At 60.4% G+C, this 26,356-nt stretch carries 24 protein-coding genes; 12 read left to right on the forward strand and 12 right to left on the reverse strand.

Annotated features, from left to right (window positions below):
* Positions 1-18: 18 nt before the first annotated feature.
* The 3 genes from FBZ97_RS02825 to FBZ97_RS02835 form a co-directional block, all read right to left on the reverse strand.
* Positions 19-1,683, reverse strand: a complete 1,665-nt coding sequence (locus FBZ97_RS02825; RefSeq protein WP_145316406.1) for a DEAD/DEAH box helicase — start codon at positions 1,681-1,683, stop codon at positions 19-21.
* Between the two features lie 375 nt (positions 1,684-2,058).
* Positions 2,059-2,373: a hypothetical protein gene (locus FBZ97_RS02830; protein WP_145316408.1), complete on the reverse strand. Its 315-nt coding sequence runs from the start codon at positions 2,371-2,373 to the stop codon at positions 2,059-2,061.
* A gap of 147 nt (positions 2,374-2,520) precedes the next feature.
* A complete protein-coding gene (locus FBZ97_RS02835) occupies positions 2,521-4,107 on the reverse strand; it encodes a trimethylamine methyltransferase family protein (protein ID WP_145316410.1) in 1,587 nt (528 codons plus the stop codon).
* Positions 4,108-4,323: 216 nt separating this feature from the next.
* Between FBZ97_RS02835 and FBZ97_RS02840 the strand changes: the two genes are divergently transcribed.
* On the forward strand, positions 4,324-7,137 hold the full coding sequence (locus FBZ97_RS02840; RefSeq protein ID WP_145316412.1) for a response regulator: 2,814 nt from the start codon (positions 4,324-4,326) through the stop codon (positions 7,135-7,137).
* 66 nt (positions 7,138-7,203) lie between these two features.
* Here FBZ97_RS02840 and FBZ97_RS02845 read toward each other — a convergent pair whose 3' ends face one another.
* A complete protein-coding gene (locus FBZ97_RS02845; RefSeq protein ID WP_145316414.1) occupies positions 7,204-8,031 on the reverse strand; it encodes an oxidoreductase in 828 nt (275 codons plus the stop codon).
* Positions 8,032-8,114: 83 nt separating this feature from the next.
* On the opposite strand from FBZ97_RS02845, the gene FBZ97_RS02850 reads away from it, so the two are divergent.
* Positions 8,115-9,044 (forward strand): AraC family transcriptional regulator, encoded by a 930-nt coding sequence (locus tag FBZ97_RS02850; protein WP_145317549.1) that lies wholly within the window; start codon positions 8,115-8,117, stop codon positions 9,042-9,044.
* A gap of 43 nt (positions 9,045-9,087) precedes the next feature.
* Here FBZ97_RS02850 and mnmD read toward each other — a convergent pair whose 3' ends face one another.
* A complete protein-coding gene (gene mnmD / locus FBZ97_RS02855) occupies positions 9,088-9,822 on the reverse strand; it encodes a tRNA (5-methylaminomethyl-2-thiouridine)(34)-methyltransferase MnmD (RefSeq protein WP_145316416.1) in 735 nt (244 codons plus the stop codon).
* On the opposite strand from mnmD, the gene FBZ97_RS02860 reads away from it, so the two are divergent.
* From FBZ97_RS02860 to FBZ97_RS02895, 8 genes are all read left to right on the forward strand, one after another.
* Positions 9,821-11,005: an FAD-binding oxidoreductase gene (locus tag FBZ97_RS02860; RefSeq protein ID WP_145316417.1), complete on the forward strand. Its 1,185-nt coding sequence runs from the start codon at positions 9,821-9,823 to the stop codon at positions 11,003-11,005. The genes mnmD and FBZ97_RS02860 overlap by 2 nt on opposite strands.
* A 103-nt stretch (positions 11,006-11,108) precedes the next feature.
* Positions 11,109-11,816 (forward strand): DUF1045 domain-containing protein, encoded by a 708-nt coding sequence (locus FBZ97_RS02865; protein ID WP_112334229.1) that lies wholly within the window; start codon positions 11,109-11,111, stop codon positions 11,814-11,816.
* A gap of 116 nt (positions 11,817-11,932) precedes the next feature.
* The gene (puuE, locus tag FBZ97_RS02870; protein ID WP_145316419.1) at positions 11,933-12,856 is read left to right on the forward strand and encodes an allantoinase PuuE; all 924 of its coding nucleotides are present in this window, start codon (positions 11,933-11,935) and stop codon (positions 12,854-12,856) included.
* Between the two features lies 1 nt (position 12,857).
* Complete coding sequence (gene uraD / locus FBZ97_RS02875; protein WP_145316421.1) at positions 12,858-13,355, forward strand: 2-oxo-4-hydroxy-4-carboxy-5-ureidoimidazoline decarboxylase; 498 nt, start codon at positions 12,858-12,860, stop codon at positions 13,353-13,355.
* A 228-nt stretch (positions 13,356-13,583) separates the two neighbouring features.
* The gene (locus tag FBZ97_RS02880) at positions 13,584-13,946 is read left to right on the forward strand and encodes a HepT-like ribonuclease domain-containing protein (RefSeq protein WP_145316422.1); all 363 of its coding nucleotides are present in this window, start codon (positions 13,584-13,586) and stop codon (positions 13,944-13,946) included.
* A gap of 7 nt (positions 13,947-13,953) precedes the next feature.
* Positions 13,954-14,454, forward strand: coding sequence for an ureidoglycolate lyase (locus FBZ97_RS02885; RefSeq protein WP_145316424.1), 501 nt, complete (start codon positions 13,954-13,956; stop codon positions 14,452-14,454).
* A complete protein-coding gene (gene uraH / locus FBZ97_RS02890; RefSeq protein WP_113351798.1) occupies positions 14,451-14,807 on the forward strand; it encodes a hydroxyisourate hydrolase in 357 nt (118 codons plus the stop codon). The genes FBZ97_RS02885 and uraH overlap by 4 nt, the downstream gene beginning before the upstream one ends.
* A 2-nt stretch (positions 14,808-14,809) precedes the next feature.
* Positions 14,810-15,550, forward strand: a complete 741-nt coding sequence (locus FBZ97_RS02895; RefSeq protein ID WP_145316426.1) for a metallophosphoesterase family protein — start codon at positions 14,810-14,812, stop codon at positions 15,548-15,550.
* Positions 15,551-15,600: 50 nt separating this feature from the next.
* On the opposite strand, the gene FBZ97_RS02900 is transcribed toward FBZ97_RS02895, so the two are convergent.
* The 3 genes from FBZ97_RS02900 to FBZ97_RS02910 are packed head-to-tail and all read right to left on the reverse strand — an operon-like array spanning position 15,601 to position 19,330.
* On the reverse strand, positions 15,601-16,740 hold the full coding sequence (locus FBZ97_RS02900) for an alpha-hydroxy acid oxidase (protein ID WP_113388994.1): 1,140 nt from the start codon (positions 16,738-16,740) through the stop codon (positions 15,601-15,603).
* 47 nt (positions 16,741-16,787) lie between these two features.
* A complete protein-coding gene (gene guaD, locus FBZ97_RS02905) occupies positions 16,788-18,095 on the reverse strand; it encodes a guanine deaminase (protein WP_145316428.1) in 1,308 nt (435 codons plus the stop codon).
* A complete protein-coding gene (locus tag FBZ97_RS02910) occupies positions 18,092-19,330 on the reverse strand; it encodes a urate hydroxylase PuuD (protein WP_113332173.1) in 1,239 nt (412 codons plus the stop codon). Before FBZ97_RS02910 ends, guaD begins: the two co-directional genes overlap by 4 nt.
* Before the next feature lie 216 nt (positions 19,331-19,546).
* Between FBZ97_RS02910 and FBZ97_RS02915 the strand changes: the two genes are divergently transcribed.
* Positions 19,547-19,882, forward strand: coding sequence for a hypothetical protein (locus tag FBZ97_RS02915; RefSeq protein ID WP_145316430.1), 336 nt, complete (start codon positions 19,547-19,549; stop codon positions 19,880-19,882).
* Positions 19,883-19,885: 3 nt separating this feature from the next.
* Here the strand turns inward: FBZ97_RS02915 and FBZ97_RS02920 are convergent, their stop codons facing one another.
* Positions 19,886-20,782, reverse strand: a complete 897-nt coding sequence (locus tag FBZ97_RS02920) for a LysR substrate-binding domain-containing protein (protein ID WP_113332174.1) — start codon at positions 20,780-20,782, stop codon at positions 19,886-19,888.
* A 102-nt stretch (positions 20,783-20,884) separates the two neighbouring features.
* Here FBZ97_RS02920 and FBZ97_RS02925 point away from each other — a divergent pair, with 102 nt between their 5' ends.
* Positions 20,885-21,088: a hypothetical protein gene (locus FBZ97_RS02925; protein WP_145316432.1), complete on the forward strand. Its 204-nt coding sequence runs from the start codon at positions 20,885-20,887 to the stop codon at positions 21,086-21,088.
* A gap of 287 nt (positions 21,089-21,375) precedes the next feature.
* Here the strand turns inward: FBZ97_RS02925 and xdhB are convergent, their stop codons facing one another.
* From xdhB to FBZ97_RS02940, 3 genes are all read right to left on the reverse strand, one after another.
* A complete protein-coding gene (xdhB, locus tag FBZ97_RS02930; protein WP_145316434.1) occupies positions 21,376-23,715 on the reverse strand; it encodes a xanthine dehydrogenase molybdopterin binding subunit in 2,340 nt (779 codons plus the stop codon).
* A gap of 260 nt (positions 23,716-23,975) precedes the next feature.
* Positions 23,976-25,442 (reverse strand): xanthine dehydrogenase small subunit, encoded by a 1,467-nt coding sequence (gene xdhA, locus FBZ97_RS02935; protein ID WP_145316436.1) that lies wholly within the window; start codon positions 25,440-25,442, stop codon positions 23,976-23,978.
* Positions 25,443-25,511: 69 nt separating this feature from the next.
* On the reverse strand, positions 25,512-26,288 hold the full coding sequence (locus FBZ97_RS02940) for a 3-hydroxybutyrate dehydrogenase (RefSeq protein ID WP_113351804.1): 777 nt from the start codon (positions 26,286-26,288) through the stop codon (positions 25,512-25,514).
* Between the last annotated feature and the right edge of the window lie 68 nt (positions 26,289-26,356).

The following is a 26,356-nucleotide window of genomic DNA, read 5'->3' on the forward strand; positions in this document are numbered from 1 at the left end:
TCGGCCCCCTTAACTCCATCAGGCACGCTCGCGGCGCTGGCCGCTATTGCCGCGGCGGCGCATGCGGCCGTTGCCGCCATTGCGTTGTTCGCCCTGGGCGCCACGCTCTTCGTTGTGGCGACCTGCGGGGCGGCCGTGGGAATGGCGCTGGCCGCGATGGGCGCCGCCCTCATGCGCGGCACCGTTGCCATTGGACTGGCCATTGTGCTGCTGCTTGCGAGCGGGACGGAAATCCGAGGTGGAGGCGAGGTCGTTGTCGGGTTCCGGGCGTGGCGTCGGTTCGTTGCGGCGCTGGCCACGGAAATCGGCGTTGCGATTGTTTTCGCGATGCGGGCGATCGTCGCGCGGGCGGCGTTCCTGGCGCTCGCCAGCCTCACCACGAGCCTCGCCGTTTTCCTTGTCGAAGAACGGACGGCGGGCCGGACGTTGCGGGCGGCCTTCGCCGCGCTCGCGTCCCTGGCCATTCTGGCCTCTGCCCTGGCCGCCATTGCCGTGATTACCATTACCCTGGCCGCCACGGCCCTTGCCGCGAACGGGACGGCCGCGATCGGCCGGAGCTTCGCCGCTCGCAACGGCGATCTCGATAGCCATCAGGCGCTCGATGTCACGCAACAGGCGGATTTCGTCGGGCGAGCAGAAGGCGATAGCGATGCCATCGCGGCCGGCGCGCGCGGTGCGGCCGATGCGGTGGACGTAAGCATCCGGCACTTCCGGCAGGTCGTAATTATAGACATGCGAAACGCCGGGAATGTCGATACCGCGTGCGGCGACGTCAGTTGCGACGAGAACGCGGACGTCGCCATCACGGAAGCCCTTCAGAGCGCGCTCGCGCTGGCCCTGGCTCTTGTTGCCATGAATGGAGGCGGCGGCATAGCCGACATGGTCGAGATGCTTCGTCAGTTTCTCGGCACCGTGCTTGGTACGCAGGAAGACGATCGAACGGCCATCCGGGTTGGCGTTCAGCGTTTCCTTGAGGATTTCGGTCTTGTGGTTCTGGCCGGCGACGAAATGCACATACTGTTCCACCTTGTCGGCAGCCTTACCGGGCGGGGTGACTTCCACCTTGACCGGATTGGTCAGGTAATCGGAAGCGAGGTCGGCAATCGCCTTCGGCATGGTCGCCGAGAAGAGCAGGGTCTGGCGCTTGGCCGGGACGAGCTTGGCGATCTTGCGGAGATCGTGGATGAAGCCGAGATCGAGCATCTGGTCGGCTTCGTCGAGGACGAGGTGCGTGACGTGGCCGAGGGAGATGGCGCGACGGTTGATGAGGTCTAGCAGGCGGCCCGGCGTCGCGACGAGAATGTCGGTGCCGCGCTCCAGCTGAAGCTGCTGCTTGTTGATCGAAACACCACCGACGACGATGTTAATGCGCAGCGGCGTCTTGCGAACGAAGAGCTTCAGATTGTCGGCGATCTGGTTGACGAGTTCGCGGGTGGGGGCAAGGATTAGGGTGCGCGTCGTGCGGTTATCCGGGCGCTTGCCTTCCTTGGTCAGCATTTCGATGATCGGCAGGCCGAATGCGGCCGTCTTGCCGGTGCCGGTCTGGGCGAGGCCGATAAGATCGCGGCCCTGGAGAACGAGCGGGATGGCCTGAGCCTGGATCGGCGTCGGCGTAGCGAAGTTGTTCTGCGACAGCGTATCTACGATCTGCTTGGAGAGACCAAGCGAGTGAAAATCGGTCAATTCAATACCTTTCGGGGCGCCACAGAAAATAGGCCGGGTCGCACCATGCGGTCCGGTCTGTCTCTGGCGTCAAGAACCCCGCGTGAAGTGGGAACTTGTAAGTTGGAAATAGCTTTCCCAGCGCATTGGCCGCAGCGCTTGGCGCGGCCTCATTCATAAAAGCGCTTTTATCCTTCTCTTGCGTACAGATTGTCCCGCAGGGCACGCTCACGCGGCGGCCGGAAGGTGAAAGCTGAGGCGCATTTGGTCTTAAATCCGGGGAATGTCAAGAGCTGTAAGCGAAAGCTTTTCATCACGCATACAAAAATGCCGCCGAAATCCGGCGGCATCCCAAATCTGACAAGGGCGCATGCGCTCAATCAGCGATTGCTGATCCTAGCGGCAGACCTCGACACGATAGGGCCGACCCCACCCGTCGTGGCGCCACGCCCAATAGCAGCTGGGATAGGGGCGCACATAGACGCGCTCGTAGACCGGGCCGTCATAGTAGGCCGGATAGGCCGGATAATAAGTCGGATAGGCGGGTCGCGCAGCCCCGGCTACCAAGGCGCCGCCGACGACACCCGCGGCAAGACCGCCGAAGAAGACGCCGCGGTCGGAGGCGCTGGCAGTGGTGGTGGTTACGGCCGTGGCGCTGCCAAGCGTCAGCGCGATCAAACCGGCCGTCGTTAAAGTGCGAAGCACAGACATTGACATCCCTTTCCCAAAACACAGGCTGGCTCCCAGCCAAAGCCGAGTTAGACGTTGCTTGGGAAACGGGGCGAAGTCGCGGCCGAAAAGTGGGTCGCGAGATTAAATTTCGTTCATGATTCCAGGCGTAAAGCCTTTGATTTTTAATTAGAAATCTGTAGGAACACCGCCCTCCGCCTTGCGTCTTGCGACGAAGGCGTCGAGCTCTTCCTCGATTGCTGGATCGAGGGGCGGCCGTTCGTAGCGCGCCAACGTTTCCTTATAGACGCGATTGGCGTGATCGTAGGTTGTAGGTCTTCCGGCTTCCGTCCAGGTTTCATTGTTTCGCCAGTCGGACAGGATTGGCGAATAGAAGGCGGTTTCGTAGCGGGCGAGCGTGTGCGCCGTGCCGAAATAATGGCCGCCGGGGCCAACGTCGCGTACGGCATCCAGCGCCAGGGCATCGGCGCTGACATCGAGCGGCGTCAGGAATTCGGCGACCATCTGCAGCATGTCGACATCCAGGATGAATTTCTCGAAGGAGGCGGTTAGCCCGCCTTCGCTCCAGCCGGCTGCATGCAGGACGAAATTGCCGCCGCCCTGGGTCAGCGCCCAGAGCGACAGCGCTGATTCGTAGGCTGCCTGCGCATCGAGCGTATTGGAAGCGTTCGTGTTGGAAGTGCGGTAGGGGATGCCGTATCGGCGGGCGAGCTGGCCGCCCGCAATGACCGCCTTCATATATTCCGGTGTGCCGAAGGCGGGCGCGCCCGTCTTCATGTCCACGTTCGAGGTGAAGCCGCCATACATGACCGGCGCGCCCTTGCGCACCATCTGGGTGAAGGCGAGGCCGCAGAGCGCCTCGGCATTCTGCTGCACCAGCGCGCCGGCGATCGTCACCGGCGCCATGGCACCCGCTAGCGTGAACGGCGTCACCACGACTACCTGGCCGCGCGAAGACATTTCGATGATCCCCTGCAGCATCGGTCCGTCGAGGCGCAGCGGCGAGGAGGAGTTGATGATGGTGAAGAGTGAGGGCTCGCGCTCCATCTGCTCCATGCTGATGCCGCGGCCGATACGGGCGATTTCGATCGCGTCGAGATTGCGCTGCTTACCGAGCGAATAGCAATGGAAGGCTTTGTCGGTGAGCTTCACGATGTCGGAAAGGCAATCGAGATGGCGCACCGAGGCATGGATGTCGATGGGTTCGACCGGATAGCCGCCGGTCATATGGATGACGTCGAAGGACTGCGCGAGCTTGATGAGCTTGCGGAAGTCCTCCTGGTTGCCGGCTCTCCTGCCGCCGTCTCGGTCGGCGACGAAGGGGGCGGAGGCAACCTGGGCGAAGACAAGATTGCGGCCGCCGATCTCGACGTTTCTAAGGGGATTGCGGGCATGCAGCGTGAAGTTCGAGGGGATCGAAGCGATCAGCTCCATGATCATGTTGCGATCGAAGCGGACGCGTTCCTTGCCCGGCGTGACGTCCGCGCCGGCAGCCTTCATGCGCTCGCGCGCTTCCGGCAGGATGATATCCATGCCGATCTCTTCGAGGATGGTCAGCGATGCCTCATGAATATCGTCAAGCGCTTCAGGCGACAGGAGTTCCGTGTGCGCGAGATTGTTGACGAGGTTGAGATATTTCGTGCCGCTCGGCTTGCGGCTGCGCTCGGCGCCACGCCCTCCGGCCCGCCGCCGCCGTTCGCCCGTCGCCGTTGCGATCTGCGCTTCGTTCAAGGTCAGGCTTTCTTCATCGCTCATGGCGCTCGCTCCCAATGATCCGTTGACGGATTCTTGGCAGAGTTTCCCTCGATGTGCCGCCGTCGTTTGCGACCAAGGCATGACCGTTATAGAACAGTGCATGGTCTGAACGCGACGTCGGCGCGATGGTTAAACATGGTTAACGCCTTGTTAAAGGCATTCATGTTAGAGCGTCGTTTCATGAACTATCATGCGCGGTGAAAAGAGAGGCTCCGTTTGACCTTGGACGGTGAACTGCTCGACATAGCGTGCCGTCGGATCGCCAGTCTGGACCGGCCCGCCTACATCAAGAACAGCGAGCTTCGTTACGTCGCCGTCAATGATGCCTATGCGCGGTTTTTCGGGCGCGATATTTCCGATTTCATAGGCAATCGCAGTCACGATCTTCTCGATGCGAGCGAGAGCGCCGACAGAGAAGACAGGGAGCGCCGTGCGCTGGTCTTCGGCTCCGAAGAAGTGGCGCTGTGCTTCGATGGATCGGGTCGTGAGCGCTCGCGCATCCAGATCGAAAGTTTTTCCCCTGCGGAAGACCGCCTCTATATTTTCGGTGTATTTCTGGAAGCGCCTGCCAGGGGACTGCATCAGGATCTCGACAATATTCTTCGCTCGATGCCGATCGGTGTCTTGATCCACGACAGCGACTACGTCGTCGAATACGTGAATGATGCCTTCTACGACATTTTCGAATTCTCGAAGGATGAGCGCTTCGAAGGCCGCCCCTATCGGGATCTCATCGCCAAACATTACGAACTCGCGCGCTTCGACACCGACGGCCGCAGCATCGACGACATTTATCAGGCGCGTCTGGCAGCACTGCGCAAGGCAGGCGAGCATCTGCAAACAGAAGTGAATTTTGCCGACGGCAAATCCGTCATCATCGATGCGCGCCGCATTGCCAACGGGCGGACGCTGATGTCCTACACGGATATTTCCGCCGTCAAGCAGCAATTCCGCGAGATCACCGAGGCTCGGCTGGCGCTGGAACGCCTCGGCGAGCTGATGGCCGATGCCATGCAAGCCATGTCCCAAGGCCTGCTGATCGTTCAAGACGGTACGATCATACTAGCCAACGACCGGCTGAAGGATATGCTGAAGCTGCCGCCCGAGCTCCTCGAGGTCGGTAAAAACTGGTCTGCGGCGTTCGATTATTGTGCGCAACGCGGAGACTTCGGCGAGGACGCCGAGGCTATGCGGGCATCTTGGGGAGAAAGCGTCGCTGCCGGCAAGCCGATCTCTTGTGTGTTCCAGATTGAAGGCGATCGCTGGATGCAGCTCGAAGCCGCGCTCGGCGAGCATCGCCGCTGGACGGTGGTGCTGACCGACGTTACCGAGATGAAGGAGCGCGAGGCGGATTTGCAGCTGCTCCTGGCGCGCAGCAATGCCGCGGATCGGGCGAAATCCGAATTCCTCACTCATATGAGTCATGAAATCCGCACACCGATGAATGGCGTTCTCGGTATGGCGGAACTGCTTGGCAAGACCGATCTCGATGCGCGCCAGAAGACCTTCGTCGACATCATCGTCAAATCGGGCAACGCGCTGCTGACCATCATCAACGACATTCTCGATTTTTCCCGCATCGATACCGGCGAAATGCATCTGCGCAAGATGGCATTCGATCCCGCCGAGGCCGTCGAGGATATCGCGACCTTGTTGGCTGCGGCCGCATCGGAAAAGAATATCGAGCTGATGGTGCGCATCGCTCCCGGCGTACCGGCGGCGATCCTCGGCGATGCCGGTCGTTTTCGGCAGATCGTGACCAATCTCGTCGGCAATGCGATCAAGTTCACCGAGCGCGGTCATGTGCTGGTGGAGTTGGACAGCCAGCCGGCACCGGGCGACACCATATTGCTTGTCCTCCGTATCGAAGATACAGGCATCGGCATTCCCGAAGAAAAGCTCGATACGATCTTCGACAAATTCTCACTGGCGGATTCATCCTTTGCGCGGCGGCTCGAGGGATCGGGCCTTGGTCTTACCATTACTGCCGGTCTCGTCGATCTTTTCGGCGGTTCGCTGTCGGTGGAGAGCGAATGGGGGAAGGGATCGGTCTTCACGGTCCATCTGCCGATGCCGCTGGTTGCTGCTCGGGGCAAAATCGCGGAGCTGCCGGCCAATGTCAGGGATGCCCGCGTCCTGATCGTGGAAGATGACGCGATCTATCGGCGAATCTTGACCGAACAGCTGGTGCAATGGGGTTTTGACGGGCATGTCGCCGAGGATGGCAGGACCGCACTCGCTATTCTGGATGCCGCCTTCGATATGGGCGTATCGGTCGATGCTGTTATCGTCGATTACAGCATGCCCGGCATGAATGGCTATCAGGTCGCGGCCGCCTTGCGCGCCGATCCGCGTTTCGACACGCTGCCGATCGTGTTCCTGACGTCGATGGGTGTCGCTGGTTGCGACAGGGAATTCGCCGCCGTCAACGGCCAGGCGCATCTGATGAAGCCTGTGCGCGCCAATGTGCTGCGCGGCACGATCATCGATGTCGTGCGTGCATCGCGGCGGAAAAAGCTGGGTGAGCGGTTGGCCTCCGTTGAACGTCGGCTGCCGATAGAGACGGAAGCCGCAGCCGCGATCGAGGCCACGGACCGGATGACGTCGGCCAAATCAGGCAATGCCATCGACGTCCTCGTGGCGGAGGACAACGAGGTGAACCAGATCGTCTTCACGCAGATCCTGCAGGCGACCGGCCTGCGGTTTCTCGTCGTGGAGAACGGCCAGGCTGCCGTGGACGCATGGCGCCAGCTGCGGCCGTCGCTAATCCTCATGGATGTGTCCATGCCGGTTATGAATGGTCATCAGGCGGCCCGCATGATCCGGCAGCTCGAGACACAGGCCGGGCAGGGATATCATGTGCCCATCGTCGGAGTGACGGCGCAGGCGCTGGATGTCGATCGCATCATGTGCATGCAGTCTGGCATGGATGATTGCATGTCCAAGCCGATCAGCCCCGAACTTCTCGAGACGAAGATCCGGCGCTATCTTGGCGATACCGCTCTCATGGCCGATCGCTCGAACAACTAGGGTTCGGATCCAGACTTGCTCGCAGGGCTGGATGGCGGCTTCCCGCCATCGCAACCGTCGCGGCCATCAGCCATCGGTGGAAACGGTAACGGCTTTCCAGGCTTCGATCTCCTGTTTGAGGCGCTCAATCCTATCCGACACAAGTGCAAGGGCATCGCTGCCGAGCAGGAGCTGCGGCGGAGGGGCGTCGGATTCGATCAGGTCCAGGACGGCTGTGGCGAGCTTGTCGGGATCGCCGAGCTGCTTGCCGCTTTTGGATTGCCGCGCCTGCCGGATCGGATCGAACAGCGTGTCATAATCCGCGATTGATCGTTCGGTCCGGACCATCGAGCGTCCGGCCCAGTCTGTCCGGAAGGAGCCGGGGCAGAGGGCAGTGACCCGAACGCCGAAAGGCGCCATCTCTGCTCGCATAACTTCCGAGATGCCCTGAAGCGCAAATTTGCTTCCACAGTAATAGGCGATGCCGGGCATGGTGATCATGCCGCCCATGGAGGTGACGTTGACGATGAAGCCGCGGCGCCTTTCGCGGAAGCGCGGCAGGAAGGCCTTGGCGACCGCAACTGCGCCGAAGACATTCACGTCGAACTGGCGGCGCATTTCTTCAAGAGGCGACTCTTCAAGAACTCCCTCGTGACCGTAGCCGGCATTGTTGATCAGCACGTCGATTGGTCCATGGTCTTCTTCCGCCTGTCGGATAACGTCGCCTATGCGGTCAAATTCCGTCACGTCGCATAGGATGGGCTGCACTGCCGGCAAGCGTTCTGTCAGGGCCGTCCGCGATTGTTCCGAGCGGATGGTGCCGATAACCTTGTGGCCGTTCCGGATCGCGGCGGCTGCGATTGCGAAACCGAAGCCGGAATTCGCTCCGGTGATAAAGAAGGTCTTCTGTGACATGATAGATGTTCTCTTCTTGATTGGTCGATGCTCATGACTGATAATCTTCCAAACTGTTGTCTGCGATCGCGAAAACTATGAACATCTTGCCAAATCCTATGAATACGAAGAGCCAATGGTCGAAGCGTCGGGAATTGGTGGAGCTGGCAGGTCTTCTTGCTCCCAGCCCGGGATACAATCCAACCGCACTTGCCGGTGTTCGGATTCTCAGGACTGAGGCGGTCCTTCACGATGTCCCGGTGCTCTACAAGCCCGGTGCGGTATTCGTCCTGCAAGGCCGAAAGCAGGGTATGCTGGAAGGCGAGGTCTACCTCTACGATGAGGAGCATTATCTGGCCGTGTCGGTGCCCGTTCCGTTTCGGATGGAATCGTCAGCCAGCGCAGAACGCCCCTTGCTTGCTGTCTATGTCGAGTTTGACATGCTTCTGGCTGCCGAAATCGCCTCGGAGGTGGGGGCGAGACGGTCCGTAACAACGATAGGCAAAGTGAGAAGCCTGATATCGAGCAGGATGGAGCCGATGATCGAGGATGTCGTGCTGCGCCTGCTGCGGGCATTGCGTGATCCCATCGAGCTTGCGGTTCTGGGAGCAGGCATACTGCGCGAGCTGCACTACCGAGTTCTCGTCGGCCCGCAGGGCGGAGCGATGATCTCAGCGCTTCAGCAGCAGGGCATTTCCGGTAAGATCGTGCGAAGCCTGGCCCGATTGCGTGAAACCTACAATTCCGAGATTTCGGTTGCCGCGCTGGCGCGTGAGGTGGGGATGAGCGTTCCCTCCTATCACGTCCATTTCAAAGCCCTGACGGGAAGCAGTCCGATACAATATGTGAAGGCAATGCGGCTCCACGAGGCGCGGTTGATGATCGCGCGTCAAAATGGGACGATTGCGGAGGTAGCGGCATCGGTCGGCTATGCCAGCGCTGCGCAGTTCAGCCGGGATTTCAAACGGCACTTCCGGCGGACGGCCTCGGAAGAGGCCAAGTGGGTTCGCCAGCATCTTGGCGAACTCATCTGAGCCCTCGATATGGTTGCCGCCTGACCCGGCATCGGCCCCGGCCTCAGGCGGGCTTGATGCCGCAGAGCATTTCGCGCTTGCCGGCGAAGCCCTTGCGCCGTTCCACGATAAATCCGGCCGCCTGTAGGTTTCGCCTCACGAAGCCGGCAGCCGCATAGGTGGCGAAGGTGCCGTTCGGAACCGTCTTGTCATAAAGCGCCTGCATCAATTCCGGCGACCACATGTCGGCATTGCGCGAGGGTGCGAAACCGTCGAGATACCAGGCATCAAAACCCGGTTCGGCACGGCTGACGCCTTCGAGAGCTGGGGCGCAGACGACGCTGAGGCGCGTATTTGCATCTAGCCTCAGCGACACGAAACCCTGCGGGTTGTCCGGCCACGCTGCGGCAAGAGCCTGGCGCTCCCCATCGATTTCCGGCCAGTGCGAAAGCGCGCGGTCGATCTCCTCCGCTCTCATGGGATAGAGTTCGAAGGATATGAAGTGCAGGTTCGAACCGGGGATGGCCTGCTGCCGCCATTGGCGCCAGGTCTCGCAGAAGTTCAAGCCGGTGCCGAAGCCGAGTTCGCCGACGCGGAAGTCCTGTCGTCCCTGCCAGCGGTCGGGAAGGCCATTGCCGGCCAGGAAGACATGGCCACATTCCAACCTGCCGTCGGTCTGGCAATAAAAATGGTCGCCAAATGCGGTCGAATAGGGCATATCGCCGTCGCGCCATTCGAGCTCCGGGCTTGCCGCATTGGTTTCGGACGCCTTGGTCCGATCGGAAACTGGATCTGTCATGGAAAGAGCCGATAATCCTCCAAGACCTGCGGGTCAATCGTCCGTCGATCTGCTGATCGTGGGTGGTGGGATCATGGGGCTATGGGCCGCCGTTCACGCCGAGCGTCTTGGTATCCGGACATTGCTTGTCGAAGCTGGCCGTTTCGGGCAGGGGGCAAGCGGCGGTCTGCTTGGCGCGCTGATGCCGCATATGCCGGATAAATGGTCCGAGAAGAAGCAGTTTCAGTTCGATGCGCTTGTCGCGCTGGAAGAGGAAATTGCAACCCTGGAAGCGGAGACCGGGCTTTCGGCTGGCTATCGCCGCGCCGGTCGCTTGATCCCGCTGCCGAAGCCGCATCTGAAGCAGATCGCGTTAGGCCATTCCCGAGATGCGGAGGTGCATTGGCGGCATGGGGAGCGCCAGTTTCATTGGCATGTGCTCGATGCGGCGCCAGTCGAGGGCTGGATCGAATCTTCAGCCGGCGAGAGCGGCTTTGTCCACGATACACTAGCGGCCCGCGTCGCACCGCGCGCGTTTCTGGAGGTCCTGCAGAGGTTCCTGGCGACGGCACGACATGTCCGGCTTTGCGAGGGCGTTACCGTCGAGAGTATCGATCCAGAGCGGGGCCTTGCGCGTTCAAGCGATGGCGACATTCGCTTCGGTCGCTGTATCCTTTCTGCCGGTTACTGCTCGTTTCCGATCCTTGATGAATTGACGGAAGGACGCAAAGCCTCACTCGGTCAACCGGTCAAGGGACAGGCGGCCATGTTGAAAGCCGATGTCGACGGCGGCTTGCCCGTCATCTTCCGCGACGGGCTCTATATCGTTCCGCATGAGAATGGATTGGTCGCGGTCGGCAGCACGAGCGAGAACCGATTTGACGATCCTTTATCGACGGATGGGCAGCTCGACGATCTGCTTGCAGCGGCGCGTGCCATGGCGCCGGTGCTCGCCGCCGCGGAAGTCGTCGAGCGTTGGGCGGGCTTGCGCCCGAAGGCCGTGGATCGTGATCCGATGGTGGGTGCCCATCCAGATCACCCCGCGTTGATTGCGCTCACAGGCGGCTTTAAGGTGAGCTTCGGGCTGGCGCATAGGCTGGCGGAGGCGGCGGTACGTGAGGCGGTGGGCGCGCCCGGTCGCTTCAACTTGCCGCAGAGTTTCACTTTAGCGAGTCATATTTCAGTCATATCACATAAAACGTGAATTCACGCCTCTTTCGGGTCGTCAATCTGTCACGCAAATCACCTATCTCCTTGGCCATCGGTGCCGGTTCGGTCTGCCTGACGTTACGCCCTGGAGGAATTTTATGCGGTATGCCATTTGCTTCACACCGTCTGCGAGCGATCCGCTGACGCTTGTGGCGGCGAATTGGCTCGGCCGCAATGTCTATTCCGGCGAGATGGTTGATCCGCCCGCAGTCCGTGGGCTCGGCATTCACGAGATCGCTTTCTACACCGCCGTTCCGCGCCGCTATGGTTTCATGGGAATTCTGAAGGCGCCGTTCCGGTTGGCCGAAGACATGTCCGAAGCCGGGTTACTGCGCGATCTGATGCGGTTCTCCGGCACAGTGGCGCCCTTCGAAATCCCGAGGCTCGAGGTCGCGCGGCTCGGCGGTGCGTTGGGCCTCGTTCCCTCCGCACCAAGCCAGCAGATGCATTTCCTCGCAGCATCGCTGGTACAGACCTTCGATCAATATCGGGCTCCTTTGAGCGAAGCCGAGATCGAACGGATCGATCCGGATGGGCTTTCTGCGACGCAGTTCGCCAATCTGCATCGCTGGGGGCATCCGCACGTCATGGACGAGTTTCGCTTCCAGATGATGCTGACGGGCACCGTGAGCCCTGCCGATATGGCGCGCATCGAGCGTGCGCTGCGCGATTTCTTCGAGCCTGCCTTGGCTGCGCCCATCCCCGTTTCCAACATTGCGCTTATGATGGAAGAAGGCGCTGGCGGTCCCTTCCGTGTGCACTCGCTGCATCCGATGGGAAAGGTCAGCGCCCGCAAGATCGCCTAGATTAGCGGCTGGCGTTCACGCCAATACCCCGCTTTGAAGCGAAAGTGATTTTCCACTTTCCGTCTCGACTTTCGCGGCGTGGATGCTACCGTTCCGCGATCAGAGAAGGTGCTTCAATGTCGGAAATCTATCCCCGTAATCTCATCGGCTACGGCCGCAACACACCGGATCCAAAATGGCCCGGCGATGCCCGCATCGCGGTGCAGTTCGTGATCAACTATGAAGAGGGCGGAGAAAGCTGCATTCTCGACGGTGATCCGGGGTCGGAAAACCTGCTTTCGGAGATCGTCGGCGCGGCCTCCTGGCCGAATCAGCGCAACCTCAATATGGAATCGATCTATGAATATGGTTCGCGCGCCGGCTTCTGGCGGCTGTGGCGCATGTTCACCGAACTCAAGGTTCAGGCGACGGTCTATGGTGTAACGCTGGCCATGGCGCGCAACCCGGAAGCGGTTGCCGCCATGAAGGAAGCGGGCTGGGAAATCGCCAGCCACGGCTACCGCTGGCTGGAATATAAGGATTTCTCCGAGGATCTGGAGCGCAAGCACATTCTCGAAGCCGTTCGGTTGCATACCGAGCTCACCGGTGAGCGGCCCTACGGCATGTATCAGGGCAAGCCGTCGGACAATACGCTGCGGCTCGTCATGGAGGAGGGCGGTTTCCTCTATTCCTCCGATTCCTATGCCGACGATCTGCCCTTCTGGGTCGATGGTCTGAACGGCAAGCCGTTCCTGATCATTCCCTACACGCTCGAAACCAACGACATGCGCTTTGCGACACCACAGGGCTTCAATTCCGGCGACCAGTTCTTCACCTATCTCAAGGATGCTTTCGACACGCTCTATGAAGAGGGCAAGCATGGCAGTCCGAAGATGATGTCTGTCGGTCTGCATTGCCGTCTCGTCGGCCGCCCGGGCCGCGCCGCCGCGCTGCGGCGGTTCATCGAATATGTGCAGAAGCACGACAAGGTCTGGATCCCGAAACGAATCGAAATCGCCAAACACTGGTATGAAAATCACCTTCCCGGGGGCGCGCGCTGATATGATCTCGCGGGATGATTTTGTCGGCCGCTTCGGCGGCGTCTTCGAACATTCGCCCTTCGTTGCCGAGCGTGCTTACGATCAGGGCGCCATTGCCGAGCCGTTGACCTCCGGCGGCGTGCATGCCGCGCTGGTGCGGGTCTTCCGCGCTGCCAGCGAGGCGGAGCGACTTGGCGTGCTGCGGGCACATCCGGATCTCGCCGGCCGGCTGGCGATTGCCGGCCAGCTGACCGAGGATAGCCGCAAGGAGCAGGCCGGTGCAGGGCTCGATCGGCTAAGCTCAGAGGAGCACGCCCGGTTTACCGAGCTCAATGCCGCCTATGTGACGAAATTTGGCTTTCCTTTTATTATCGCGGTGAAGGGGCTCGGCAAGGACGATATCCTTGCCGCCTTCGAAACCCGAATTGGCAACGGCCGGGACACAGAATTTGCGACGGCTGCCGTTCAGGTCGAGAAGATCGCGCTGCTGCGTCTGCAATCCATGCTCCCTGAAGCCTGAGGTTTGGCGTCAGAGCCGCGATCCTCCAGCCCATGTCCCTGGGCTGATTTCTCGTTGAGGTACGCGCTATTTTTCGGTCTACTCATGGCTTAGTATCCGCTTGGCAGGATACTGAGCCATGGGGCCACGGAAAGCATTGGACAGAGATAGAAGCGGACGGATGATTGGCGACGCCAAGAGGCGCGTCATTGCACCGGAATCAGGCATTGCCGGCGGAGGAAAGCCGGCATGAGCTTGGATCGACTGATTACCTACCTCGAACGCATGCAGCAGGCTGCATCCGAAATCGGTCAATTCCTCCGGGACGTCGATCAAGCCGTCTTTTTCAAGAGTGTCGAGAAACAGCGCGCCGTCGGCATGAACCTTCTGCTGATCGGCGAGGCTGCCATACGCATTGCCGAGGAATATCCGGAGTTTGTCGTTGACCATCCAGAGCTGCCTTGGCATGTGATGCAGGACTTTCGGAATCGGATTGCGCAAGGATATGTCAACATCGAGTTGGCGGCCCTGTGGGGCATCGCGCGCAAATCTCTTCCGGAGTTGCTCCTGCAACTGGACTCCATTCGCCATTGGCGAGCGGAAGGCGAATAATCAGTCAATGACACAGCATCTAGACATCAATCCTTTGACAAAGGCCGCGTTTGAGCCATTCGGCGATGTGATCGAGGCCGATCCTGCGACTATGCGGTACATCAACGGTGGCACAACCGAACGTTTCCATGCGTTGTCGAATGCCGAAGCTCTCGGTGACGGGGCGCGGGTTATCCTGAACCTCTTTCGCGGCCAGCCGCGTGCCTTTCCCTTCTCGATCGACATGATGGAGCGCCACCCCTTCGGCAGCCAGTGTTTCGTGCCGCTGAATGGTCGGCCGTTCCTCGTCGTCGTTGCAGAAGATGAGGGCGGCAAGCCGGGCCGGCCGCAAGTCTTCCTTGCGCGCGGCGACCAGGGCGTGAACTATCGGATCAATGTCTGGCATTATCCCCTGATGGCCCTCGACGAGCAGAGCGATTTCCTTATCGTGGATCGTGACGGGTCGGAGAACAACCTCGAGGAATATTTCTTCGACACGCCCTTCATCATCGGAGCATCGACGCTATGACCGGATTGACGACCCATGTGCTCGATACCGCCCTCGGCAAGCCAGCCGAAGGGCTGGTGATCGATCTCTTCAGAATCGAGGGCGATGCCCGCAGGCATGTGAAGACGGTAACGACCAATGCCGACGGACGCGTGGATGGCGGTCCCATCCTGATCGGCGACAGCTTCGTTGCCGGCACCTATGAATTGCTGTTTCGCGCCGGAGACTATCTGCGTGCCAGCGGTATCAAGCTGCCGGAGCCGGCTTTCCTCGATCTGGTGCCGATCCGTTTCGGCATTGCCGATAGCACGGCGCATTATCATGTGCCGCTGTTGATCTCACCCTACGGCTATTCCACCTATCGCGGGAGCTGAGATTGCGTTTTGCAGCCATAGCGGACATCCACGGCAATCATCTGGCGCTTGAAGCCGTGCTTGCGGATATCCGCAGGCAGGGCATTAGCGACATCATCAATCTCGGCGATTGCTTCAGCGGGCCACTGACGGCGGGAAAGACAGCCGACCTGCTGCTGGAACTGAATGCGCCGACGGTGCGCGGTAATCACGACCGCTATCTGATCGAACAGGCGCCCGAGACGATGCATGTTTCAGATCGGGCCGCGCATTCTGAACTGACGGAACGCCATCTCGAATGGCTGCGCACCCTGCCCGTCAGTGAGGTCCATCTGGATGAGGCCTATCTCTGCCACGCGACGCCAGCCGATGATAATGTCTATTGGCTCGAATCCGTCTCGCCAGAGGGTCATGTCTATCTAAAGCCGCTGGAAGAGATCGAGGCGCTGGCTGCCGGCATCGATTTTCCGCTGATCCTGTGCGGGCATAGCCATATTCCGCGCGCCGTTCGTCTTTCCGACGGGCGCCTGATCGTCAATCCCGGGAGCGTCGGCTGCCCCGCCTACGACGATGACCTGCCCTATTATCACAAGGTGGAGGCGGGCCATCCCTTTGCTTCTTACGCCATTCTGGAAAAGATCGGCGATACCTGGCTGCCAGTCTTCCGGCAGGTGGCCTATGACCACATTGCGATGGCCGCACTCGCGGCGCAGAACGGCCGCGAGGAGTGGGCGAGCGGTCTGGCGACAGGCTGGCTGCGCTAGAGCATGCCGCGCAAATGTGTGCAGCGGTTTTGCGGCAACGACATGCGCTATTAAAGGTCAGCGAGTATCGACCGATCTACCGCCTTGATATCGCGCTTGCCGCAGAGTGCCATGGAAATATCCAGCTCCTTGCGGATGATTTCGAGCGCCAGCGTGACACCTTCCTTGCCCATGGCGCCGAGGCCATAGAGGAAGGGGCGGCCGATGAAGGTGCCCTTGGCACCGAGGGCTATGGCTTTCAGTACGTCCTGGCCGGAGCGGATGCCTCCGTCCATATGCACCTCGATCCTGTCGCCGACGGCATCGACGATTCTCGGTAGCATGCTGATGGAAGAATGGGCGCCGTCGAGCTGCCGGCCGCCGTGATTGGAGACGATGATGGCGTCGGCGCCGACATCGACGGCCGCCTTCGCATCCTCGACATCGAGAATGCCCTTGATGATCAGCGGGCCGCCCCATTGTTCCTTGATCCAGGCGACGTCGCTCCAGGACAGCTTGGGATCGAACTGCGAATGGGTCCAATGCGACAGAGTCGTCATGTCGGAAATATCCTTGGCATGACCGATGATGTTGCCGAAGGAGCGGCGCTTGGTCTTCAGCATACCCATGCACCAGCCTGGCCGAGTCGCCATCTGCCAGAGATTTTTGACCGTCATTTTCGGCGGTGCCGACAATCCGTTGCGGATATCGTTGTGGCGCTGCCCGAGGATCTGTAGGTCAGCTGTCAGCACCAGCGCCGAGCATTTTGCCGCCTTGGCGCGCTGGATCAGGTTCAGGACGAAATCGCGGTCCTTCATGACGTAGAGCTGAAACCAGAAGGGCTGCTTCGTCACCGAGGCGATGTCCTCGATTGAGCAGATGCTCATGGTCGAGAGTGTGAAGGGGATACCGAATTCTTCCGCCGCCCGCGCCGCCAGCATCTCGCCATCGGCGTGCTGCATGCCGGTGAGGCCCGTGGGTGCCAGCGCCACCGGCATCGAGGCTTTCTGACCGACCATGGTGGTTGCCAGCGACCGGTCGGACATGTCGACGAGCACGCGCTGACGCAGCTTGATCTTGGCGAAATCAGCCTCGTTTGCCCGGTAGGTCGACTCCGTCCACGATCCGGAATCGGCATATTGGAAGAACATTTTCGGCACGCGCCGCTGCGCAAGCGTTTTCAGTTCGGCGATGGTCAGCGGCGCGGTCATGGCTCTTTGCCTTCTGGATGGTTACATGGAGGTGGGTTGGGATTGCCTCATTGCAGGATCGATTTCATCGGCTTTCCAGCAACATAGGTTTCGACGATCGCCCGGTCGTCGCCCATGGTCTGAAGCAGGAACAGCTCTTCGGTGAGGCTCTTCGTCACCTCCATCTTCAGTGCCATGGCTGGCGTTGCCGCTGCATTCAGGACGATGAGGTCGGCTTCCGTGCCAGCATCGAGCGTGCCGATCTTGTCGACGAGGGAGAGGGACTCGGCATTGCCGCGCGTCATGTAAAAGAAGCTTTCCAGCGGGTTCAGGCGTTCGCCGAGCAGCTGCTGGATCTTGTAGGCCTCGTCCATCGTGCGCAGCATGGAGTAGCTGGAGCCGCCGCCGATATCGGTGGCGACACCGATACGGACGGGTTTCTCGCGACGGGCCAGCGCCTTCAGCGGGAAGAGGCCGGAGCCAAGGAAGAGGTTCGAGGTCGGGCAATGCACGGCGACCGCGCCGGCTTCGCTCATCGCGCCGGCTTCGCGCTCGGAAAGGTGGATCGCATGGCCGAACAGGCTCTTTGGCCCAAGCAGCCCGTAACGCGCATAGATATCGGTATAATCGATCGCTTCCGGATAGAGCTCGCAGGTAAACGCGATCTCTTCGTGGTTTTCGGAAAGATGCGTCTGAATGTGCAGATCCGGAAACTCGCGAGCAAGCGCCGCGGTCGCTTCCATCTGCGCCGGTGTCGAGGTGATGGCGAAGCGCGGGGTGATCGCGACATGGTTGCGGCCCTTGCCGTGCCAGTCAGCAATCACCTGCCGGGTCTCGTCATAGCCCATTTCGGGCGTATCGAGCAGGCCCTGCGGGGCATGGCGATCCATCATCACCTTGCCGCCGACCATGCGCATGTTGCGACGCATGGCTTCGGCAAAATAGGCGTCGGCGGATGTCTTGTGCACGGAGCAGTAGGCGACGGCCGTCGTGGTGCCGTGGCGGATCATCTCGTCGTAGAAATGCGTGGCGATGCGCTCGGCATGCGCGCTTTCGACGAAGCGGCATTCCTCGGGGAATGTATAGGTGTTCAGCCATTCCAAGAGGTTGGCGGCATAGGAGGCGATCACCTGCATCTGCGGGAAATGCAGGTGCATGTCGATGAAACCCGGCAGGATCAGATGCGGGCGGTGGTCGACTTCGGCGACATCTTCCGGTGCCTGCGCCTTGATATCGGCATAAGGCCCGGTCGCGACGATCATGCCGTTCTCGATCAGCAGGCCGCCGTCGCTTTCGTAAGCGTAGCTGCCCGTATCATCGAGGCTTTGCGGCAGGTGCTTGAAGGAAAGCAGTCGGCCGCGCAGAAGGGTGGTCATTGGCTTTTTTCTCCGATGGAGCTTTCGAACCAGGCGACCAGCAATTTGCGTTCCTCGGGCGTCACTTCGGTAACATTGCCCGGAGGCATGGCATGGCTGCGGCCGGCCTGAATATAGATCTCCCGGGCATGCATAGCGATTTGCTCGTCATTTTCCAGCATTACGCCCTTTGGCGGTCGAACAATCCCCTCATAGACGGGTTCGGCCGAATGACACATGGTGCAGCGCGTCGAAACTATCTCTTTGACGGACGAGAAATGTATATCCGAGGCATATTGCTGGAATGCGGGAGGAATCGCATTGGCCTCCTTCTCCTCGGTCAGCACCTTCGGAACGGTCGAAAGCCACATGATGATAATGAAGAGGACGACGGTAACGATCCAGGTCCAGGTTGGATGACCTTTGCGGGCATGTGTCGTGTTGAACCAGTGACGGATGGTGACCCCCATGAGGAAAACCAGCGCCGCGATCACCCAATTATAGGCCGTGCCGAAAGCCAGCGGATAGTGGTTGGACAGCATGAAGAAGATGACAGGCAGCGTCAGGTAGTTGTTGTGCAGCGAGCGCTGCTTGGCGATACGGCCATATTTAGGGTCGGGCGTGCGGCCGGCAATGAGGTCGGCGACAACGATCTTCTGATTGGGAATGATGATCATGAAGACGTTCGCCGACATGATCGTCGCGGTGAAGGCGCCGAGATGCAGGAAGGCGGCGCGGCCGGTGAAGAGATGCGTGTAGCCCCAGGCCATGAAGACCAGGACGGCATAAAGCACGATCATCAGGCCCCAGGTGTTGTTGCCGAGCGGGGACTTGCAAAGCAGGTCGTAGACGATCCAGCCGCCGGCAAGCGAAGCGAGTGAAATCAGGATCGCGACGGGGACGCTGACATCGAGCACATGCCGGTCGATGAGGAAGAGGTTGGCGCCGCCATAATAGACGATGCACAGCATCAGGAAGCCGGAAATCCAGGTGAAATAGCTTTCGTATTTGAACCAGGTCAGATGCTCCGGCATCTGCGCGGGAGCCACGAGATATTTCTGGATATGATAAAAGCCGCCACCATGGACTTGCCATTCTTCGCCATAGGCACCGGGCGGAAGATGCGGGCGCTTCACCAGCCCGAGATCGAGCGCGATGAAGTAGAAAGACGAACCGATCCAGGCAATGGCGGTTATGACGTGGAACCAGCGGGCGGCAAAGGCCAGCCATTCCCACGCTATGGCGTATTCATACATTCAGTTCCCCTTTTTCTTCCTCCGACTCCGCACCTTGCAAAATGTTGGCGACGGAGGGAAGGGGAGAGTTTGCCGCGTCAGCAAAAAGCCACGCTCTTGTCTGGCGCCTAGGGCGCATTAGATCAGATTATGGCAGTTTTTTAATAAAATGCCCTTGGCTGCTTGGAGCGGGCCGTGTCCGCGGTAGCCGTCTATTTTTTCGACGGAGAATTGCCCATGCGAGGTATTCTGGCGTTCGTATTTTTTCTTCTCTCCACAGCCTTCGCCTCGGGGCATGAGGCGCCCTCCGGCTGGTCCTACGACCCCTATTGCTGCAATGGTGACAGCAAGACGGGCGATTGCGAGATGATCCCCTCGCGTACCGTCACCATTGTCCCCGGTGGCTATCGGGTGACGCTCAATCCGGGCGATCATCGCTACATAACCCACGCGCATATCTTCAATCTGCCGCAGCAGAAAACGATGCGTTCTCCCGACGGAGCCTATCATCTCTGCTTGTTTCCGGACGAGAATACGCCGCGCTGTTTTTATGCGCCCGACATGGATTATTGAGCGCTATTCCAGCGGCATGCCGAATTCGCGGAGGAGCCAATCCCTGAAGGCACGGATACGCGGCGTATGACGCCTGTTTTCGGGATAAGCGATCCAGTAGTCCGTATTGTCGGACGAAAGAATATCAAAGGGCTGGATCAGCCGGCCGGAAGCCAGATCGTCCGCATAGAACTCCGGGGTCAGGATGGCGACGCCCTGGCCGGCCAATGCTGCGCTCGCCTCGAAGGACTGGGCACCGAGCCTGCTTCGCGGCCGGCCCTGAAGGCCGGGATCGGGAACGCCGGCCTCTTTGAACCATTGCGCCCACCACGGGTCGCCTGCGTCGATGATGCGGAGCTTCAGCAGATCGGCCGGTTCATGTATGCCGCCGATAGATTCGGCAAGTGCCGGGCTCAGCATCGGCGTGAAATAGACCTTCATCAAAAGATGGGCGCGCAGTCCCGGCCATTGGCCACGCCCGGCGCGGATGGCGATATCGGAGGGCTCCCGGGCGAAGTCGATGATCGAGCCGGAGGTATCCAGCCGGACCGCGATATTGGGATGCTTGAGCTGAAACGACCCGACATGACGAGCCAGCCATTGCGAGGCGAAGGTGGGCGTCGAATGAATGCGCAGCGTCGTTTCGGCATCGCCACTGATCGAGGCCATGGCCTCCTGCAACAGGGCAAAGGCTTCAGCCACTTTCGGCGCGAGCTGTTCTCCGGCTTCCGTCAATAGGATCTGCCGCGGACGACGCAGGAATAGCGGCTCCCCCACCGTCTCCTCCAGTAGCTTGATCTGATAGCTGACCGCCGTCTGCGTCATGCCAAGCTCTTCGCCGGCGCGGGTGAAACTGCCGAGCCGGGCGGCGGCTTCGAAAACGCGCAAGGCATTCAGCGGGAAGCGCTTGGACTGCTTCATGGATAAGTTCTCTTTATGTATGCAGACGATAGTTCGATTGGAATTTCAGCATTTTTCGCGCCAGACTGCAATTCACATCGTTGATTGAATTGAGGTGTTGTCATGGACTATTATGTGATCGAGCCGGTGGAGGCAGCCAAGCCCGCGCTTGTGGCGCGTCTTCTGGAGCCGTTGATGCAGGTCTTCCTGAAGCACGGCGAACCGTCACCGCATCTAGACCTCGATGAGATGCCGGACCGGCTGAAGCGCGACCTTGGATTTCTGGATGGGCGTGAGCCGCGTTATGACGATAGGTCGCTGCTGTAGGTGGTGAGAACCGTCGAGGGGTTGGGTCATGAATTGAGACCCTTCATATATGTGGAGAATGAGTGCTCCCCTCTGTCCTTGTCGGGACATCTCCCTCACAAGGGAGAGATGGGTAACCCGCAGCTTTCTTCGGATATCAAACGAAGATAGTATCTGTGGAAACGACAGTGGCATGTTCTGTTAGGTGGAGCGACACCCCCAACAATCTCCCCCCTTGTGGGAGAGATGTCAGCGAAGCTGACAGGGGGCTGCGTCAAATGCAGTCCTCTCGTTTGGCAGGACGACAATCACATCCCCTTCAGCCGCTCCACCGCCATCAGAACGCGCTCCGGTGTCGCCGGGGCGTCGAGGCGGGGGCAGACGCGGTAATCCGCGACGCTGGCGACCGCCATCGATAGGGCCTCGAGCACGGATATGCTCAGCATGAAGGGCGGCTCGCCCACGGCCTTCGAGCGGCCGATGGTCGCCTCCGTGTTTTCCGACCATTCCGCAAGGCGGACGTTGAAGATTTTCGGGCGGTCGGAGGCGAGGGGGATCTTGTAGGTGGAGGGCGCATGGGTGCGCAGTCGGCCCTTGGCATCCCACCAGAGCTCCTCGGTCGTCAGCCAGCCCATGCCTTGCACGAAGGCACCTTCGACCTGGCCGATATCGATCGCCGGATTAAGCGAGCGACCCACATCGTGAAGGATGTCGGTGCGGTCGATCAGATATTCGCCCGTCAGCGTATCGATCGACACTTCCGAGCAGGCGGCGCCATAGGAGAAGTAGTAGAATGGCGTGCCGCGGCCGGCCTTACGGTCCCAATGGATCTTCGGCGTCTTGTAGAAGCCGGCGGCCGAGAGCTGCACGCGGGCGAAATAGGCCTGCTTGACGAAATCGGGGAAGGGGATTTCCGTTTCTCCGACGCGTACGCGATTGGGGAGGAATTGCACCTCTTCCGCGCCCACTCCCCATTTCTCGGCTGCGAAGGCGATGAGCCTTTCCTTGATCTGCCGCGCGGCGTCGAAGGCAGCCATGCCGTTCAGGTCGGAGCCGGATGAGGCAGCCGTCGCCGATGTATTCGGCACCTTGCCTGTTGTTGTCGCTGTGATCTTCACCCGGTCGATATCGACCTGGAAACTGTCGGCCAGAACCTGCGCCACCTTCGTATAGAGGCCCTGGCCCATCTCGGTGCCGCCATGGTTCAGGTGAATGGAGCCATCCTGATAGATGTGCACCAGCGCGCCGGCCTGATTGAAGGCGGTCATGGTGAAGGAGATGCCGAATTTCACCGGCGTCAGCGCGATGCCCTTGCGGATGAACCGGCTGGAGCGGTTGAATTCGATGATCGCCTTGCGCCGCGCCTGGTAGTCGGAACTCTGTTCGAGCTCGTCGACGACGCGGTTAATGATGTTATCCGTGACCTCCTGATGATAGGGGGTCAGTGTCCGGCCGGAGCCCGGCTGGCCGTAGAAATTGGCACGGCGGATTTCGAGTGGATCCTTGCCGAGCGCGTAGGCGATCTCCTCGATTATGCGCTCGCCACCAACCATGCCCTGTGGGCCACCAAAGCCACGGAAGGCGGTGTTGGAGACGGTATGCGTCTTCAGCGGCTTCGAGACCAGATGCACATGCGGGTAGAAATAGCTGGAATCCGCATGGAACAGCGCGCGGTCGGTCACCGGGCCGGAAAGATCGGAGGAGAAGCCGCAGCGCGCGGCATAGGTGGCGTCGACGGCGTGGATGCGGCCTTCGTCGTCGAAGCCGACCTCGTAATCCACGAGGAAGTCGTGCCGCTTGCCGGTCGCGCTCATGTCTTCGTCGCGGTCGGGCCGGAATTTAACGGCGCGGCCGAGCTTCTTGGCGGCGACGGCGGCAAGAGCCGCAAATTGGTTGCCCTGCGTTTCCTTGCCCCCGAAGCCGCCGCCCATGCGGCGTACGTTGACGGTGACGGCGTTGGACGGGATGCCGAGAACATGGCCGACGATATGCTGGATTTCGCTCGGATGCTGCGTCGAGGACCAGACAGCGACTTCGTCGTCCTCGCCGGGGATCGCCATAGCGATGTGGCTTTCGAGATAGAAGTGCTCCTGTCCGCCGATGCGCATCTGCGCCTTGATGCGGTGCTTGGCGTTGGCCATTTCGGTTTCCGGCTCGCCGCGCTTCAGCGTCATCGGTTCGTAGACGAGCGGTGCGCCATTGGCGAGCGCGCCGTCGATATCGCTCCAATGCGGCAGGTCGCGATAGTCGATCTTGGCAAGGCGGGCAGCACGGCGGGCGGCATCGCGGGTTTCGGCGATGACGGCGAAGATCGGCTGCCCGTGGAATTCGACTTTCGTCTCGGCAAGCAGCGGTTCGTCATGCATGCCGTTGGAGCTGGTGTCGTTGACGCCGGGGATATCCGAGCCAGTGAAGACCCAGACGACACCTGGATAGGCTTTAACGGCCGAGAGATCGATGCCGGTGATCTCGGCATGCGCGCGATCGGAAAGGCCCAGCGCGCCATGCAGCAGCCCGGCCGGTTCGGGAATATCATCAATATAATCGGCGGCTCCGGTGACGTGCTTATGTGCGGAATCATGGCGTAACGAGCCGTGCATCGAGCCGTTGATGAGGACCTTGGCTTCTTCGAACGTAGACTTGTCCATAGCTCAGACCTCCGCGTTTTCCCTTCTCCCCAGCGGGGAGAAGGTGGCCGACAGGCCGGATGAGGGGGATGCATCGCAAAGCGATGCGCGTTCTGAGACCAGATGGAAGGAAGCTTGCCCTTTGCTGCGTGACCCCCTCATCCGCCCTACGGGCACCTTCTCCCCGAGGGGAGAAGGGGAAAGGAAGCGGCTGCAGTCATCCCCCGAAAGATACCGTGCCATGCTCAAGGAATACGGTTGAATAAATCTGAAATCCGTCATCATGCGAGCACCTCGAAGCGCTTCAATTCCTGCGGTGCGCCTGATGTCTCAAGATAGAAGCGGATGAGAAGATTCTTGGCGGTCAGCTGGCGGTATTCGGCGGAGGCACGCCAATCGGTGAGCGGCGTGTAGTCGCTGTCGAAGGCATCGCGTGCGGCCATGACGGTTGCCTCACTCCAGGGTTTGCCGATCAATTCCGCCTCGACCGTGCGAGCGCGCTTCGGCGTACCGGCCATGCCGCCGAAGGCGATACGGATATCTTCGACATTGCCGGCGGCGTCCAGTGACAGATGGAAGGCGCCGCAGGCAGCCGAAATATCCTCGTCGCGGCGCTTGGAGATCTTGTAGACGGCGAAATGCGTACCCTTGGCCGGATAGGGTACGAAGATGCTCTCGACGAACTCACCGGGATGCCGGTCCTGCTTGCCGTAATCGATGAAGAAATCTTCGAGCGGCAGGCTGCGTGTGCCCGCTGTCGAGCGGAGTTTCACCGTTGCGCCGAGCGCGATCAGCGGCGGCGGCGTGTCGCCGATCGGCGAGCCGTTGGCGATATTGCCGCCGATGGTGCCCATGTTGCGCACTTGCTCGCCGCCGATGCGGTTGATGAGGTTGGCAAAGGCCGGGATCTTTTCGCCGATCACAGCAAAAGCGCGGCTGTAGGTGACGCCGGCGCCGATACCAAGCCCATCGTCTTCGACGACGATTTTCTGCAGATCGGTCAGATGATTGATAAAGACGACCGGGTTCAGCCGGCGCATCTGCTTGGTGACCCATAGGCCGACATCGGTTGAGCCGGCGACGACGGTCGCCGTCGGCTCGTCGGCAAGCACCTGTGCCAGCGCCGAGACGGAGCCGGGCACGATGAGGCGATCCTCACCATCGGCAATCTCGATGGTATCGCCACCCTGCATCGCCCAGAGGCGGGCGATGATATCGGCCCTGGTCTTTTCGAGTGGATCGAAGAGAGCGCTCGGCCGCTTCTGGCTGACCTGTTCGGCCGCCTTGACGATCGGCTCGTAGCCCGTGCACCGACAGAGGTTGCCCTGCAGCGATTTTTCGATCTGCTCCCGGCTCGGTTTTTCCGTCGTCAGCCAGAGACCATAGAGCGACATGACGAAACCCGGCGTGCAGAAGCCGCATTGCGAGCCGTGGCAATCGACCATGGCCTGCTGGACCGGGTGAAGCGTGCCGTTCTGGGCGGCGAGATGTTCGACGGTGACGACGTGGGTCGCATGCAGCGAGCCGACGAAGCGGATGCAGGCGTTGACGGATTCATAGTGCAGCCCACCATCGATCAAACGTCCCACAAGCACCGTGCAGGCGCCGCAGTCGCCTTCCGCACATCCTTCCTTCGTGCCCGTCAGTCTCCGGTTGAGACGCAGGAAGTCGAGCAGCGTCTCGGTAGGGCGCAGGCTGGATAGAATGATATCCTCGCCGTTGAGGATAAAGCGGATGCTGTCGCTCATGTCGTTCCCGTTTATGATGTCTTGGCCGGGGCCGGATGCGCGAACGAATCCGGCCCTAACCGCAAATGGTTATTCCGCGGTCCAGCCACCGTCAATCGAGACGTGTGTGCCGGTGACCTGACGTGCCTCGTCGCTGGCAAGGTAGAGCGACAGGGCGCCGATCTCCTCGGCCTTGACGAATTCGTGCGTCGGCTGGGCCTTGAGGATGACTTCGTTCTTGACCTGCTCCTCGGTCATGCCGCGGGCCTTGGCGGTGTCCGGGATCTGCTTCTCGACAAGCGGGGTCAGGACGTAGCCGGGGCAAATGGCGTTCACCGTCACGCCGAACTCGGCAAGCTCGAGCGCTGCCGTCTTGGTCAAGCCCAATATACCATGTTTTGCCGCGACATAGGCGGATTTGAAGGGCGAGGCGACAAGGCCGTGCGCCGAGGCGATGTTGATGATGCGCCCGTATTTCCTAGCCTTCATCAGCGGAATGGCGGCGCGGATGGTGTGGAAAGAGCTGGAGAGATTGATCGCGATGATCTGATCCCATTTCTCGATCGGGAAATCCTCGATCTTCTCGACATGCTGGATGCCGGCATTATTGACGAGAACATCGACGCTGCCGAAGGTGGAGTTGGCAGTCGCGATCAAATCGGCGATCTCGGCAGGCTTCGTCATATCGGCCGGATGATAGATCACCTTGCCGCCGCCGGAGGCTTCGAGCTTCGTCTTGATCGCATCGATTTCCTCGGGCTTTCCGAAGCCGTTGATGACGACGTTATCGCCCTTGGCGGCGAAGGCCGCCGCGATGGCGAGGCCGATACCGCTTGTGGAACCGGTGACGACAACTGTTCTTGCCATGATCATCTCCTTGGACAGCGCAGCTTCCTGCTGCAGTGCAAAACGATCTCAGCCTAGTCCCAAACCTC

This window comes from Rhizobium sp. ERR 942 (genome assembly GCF_007828395.1).
Taxonomy (GTDB): Bacteria; Pseudomonadota; Alphaproteobacteria; order Rhizobiales; family Rhizobiaceae; genus Rhizobium; species Rhizobium dioscoreae.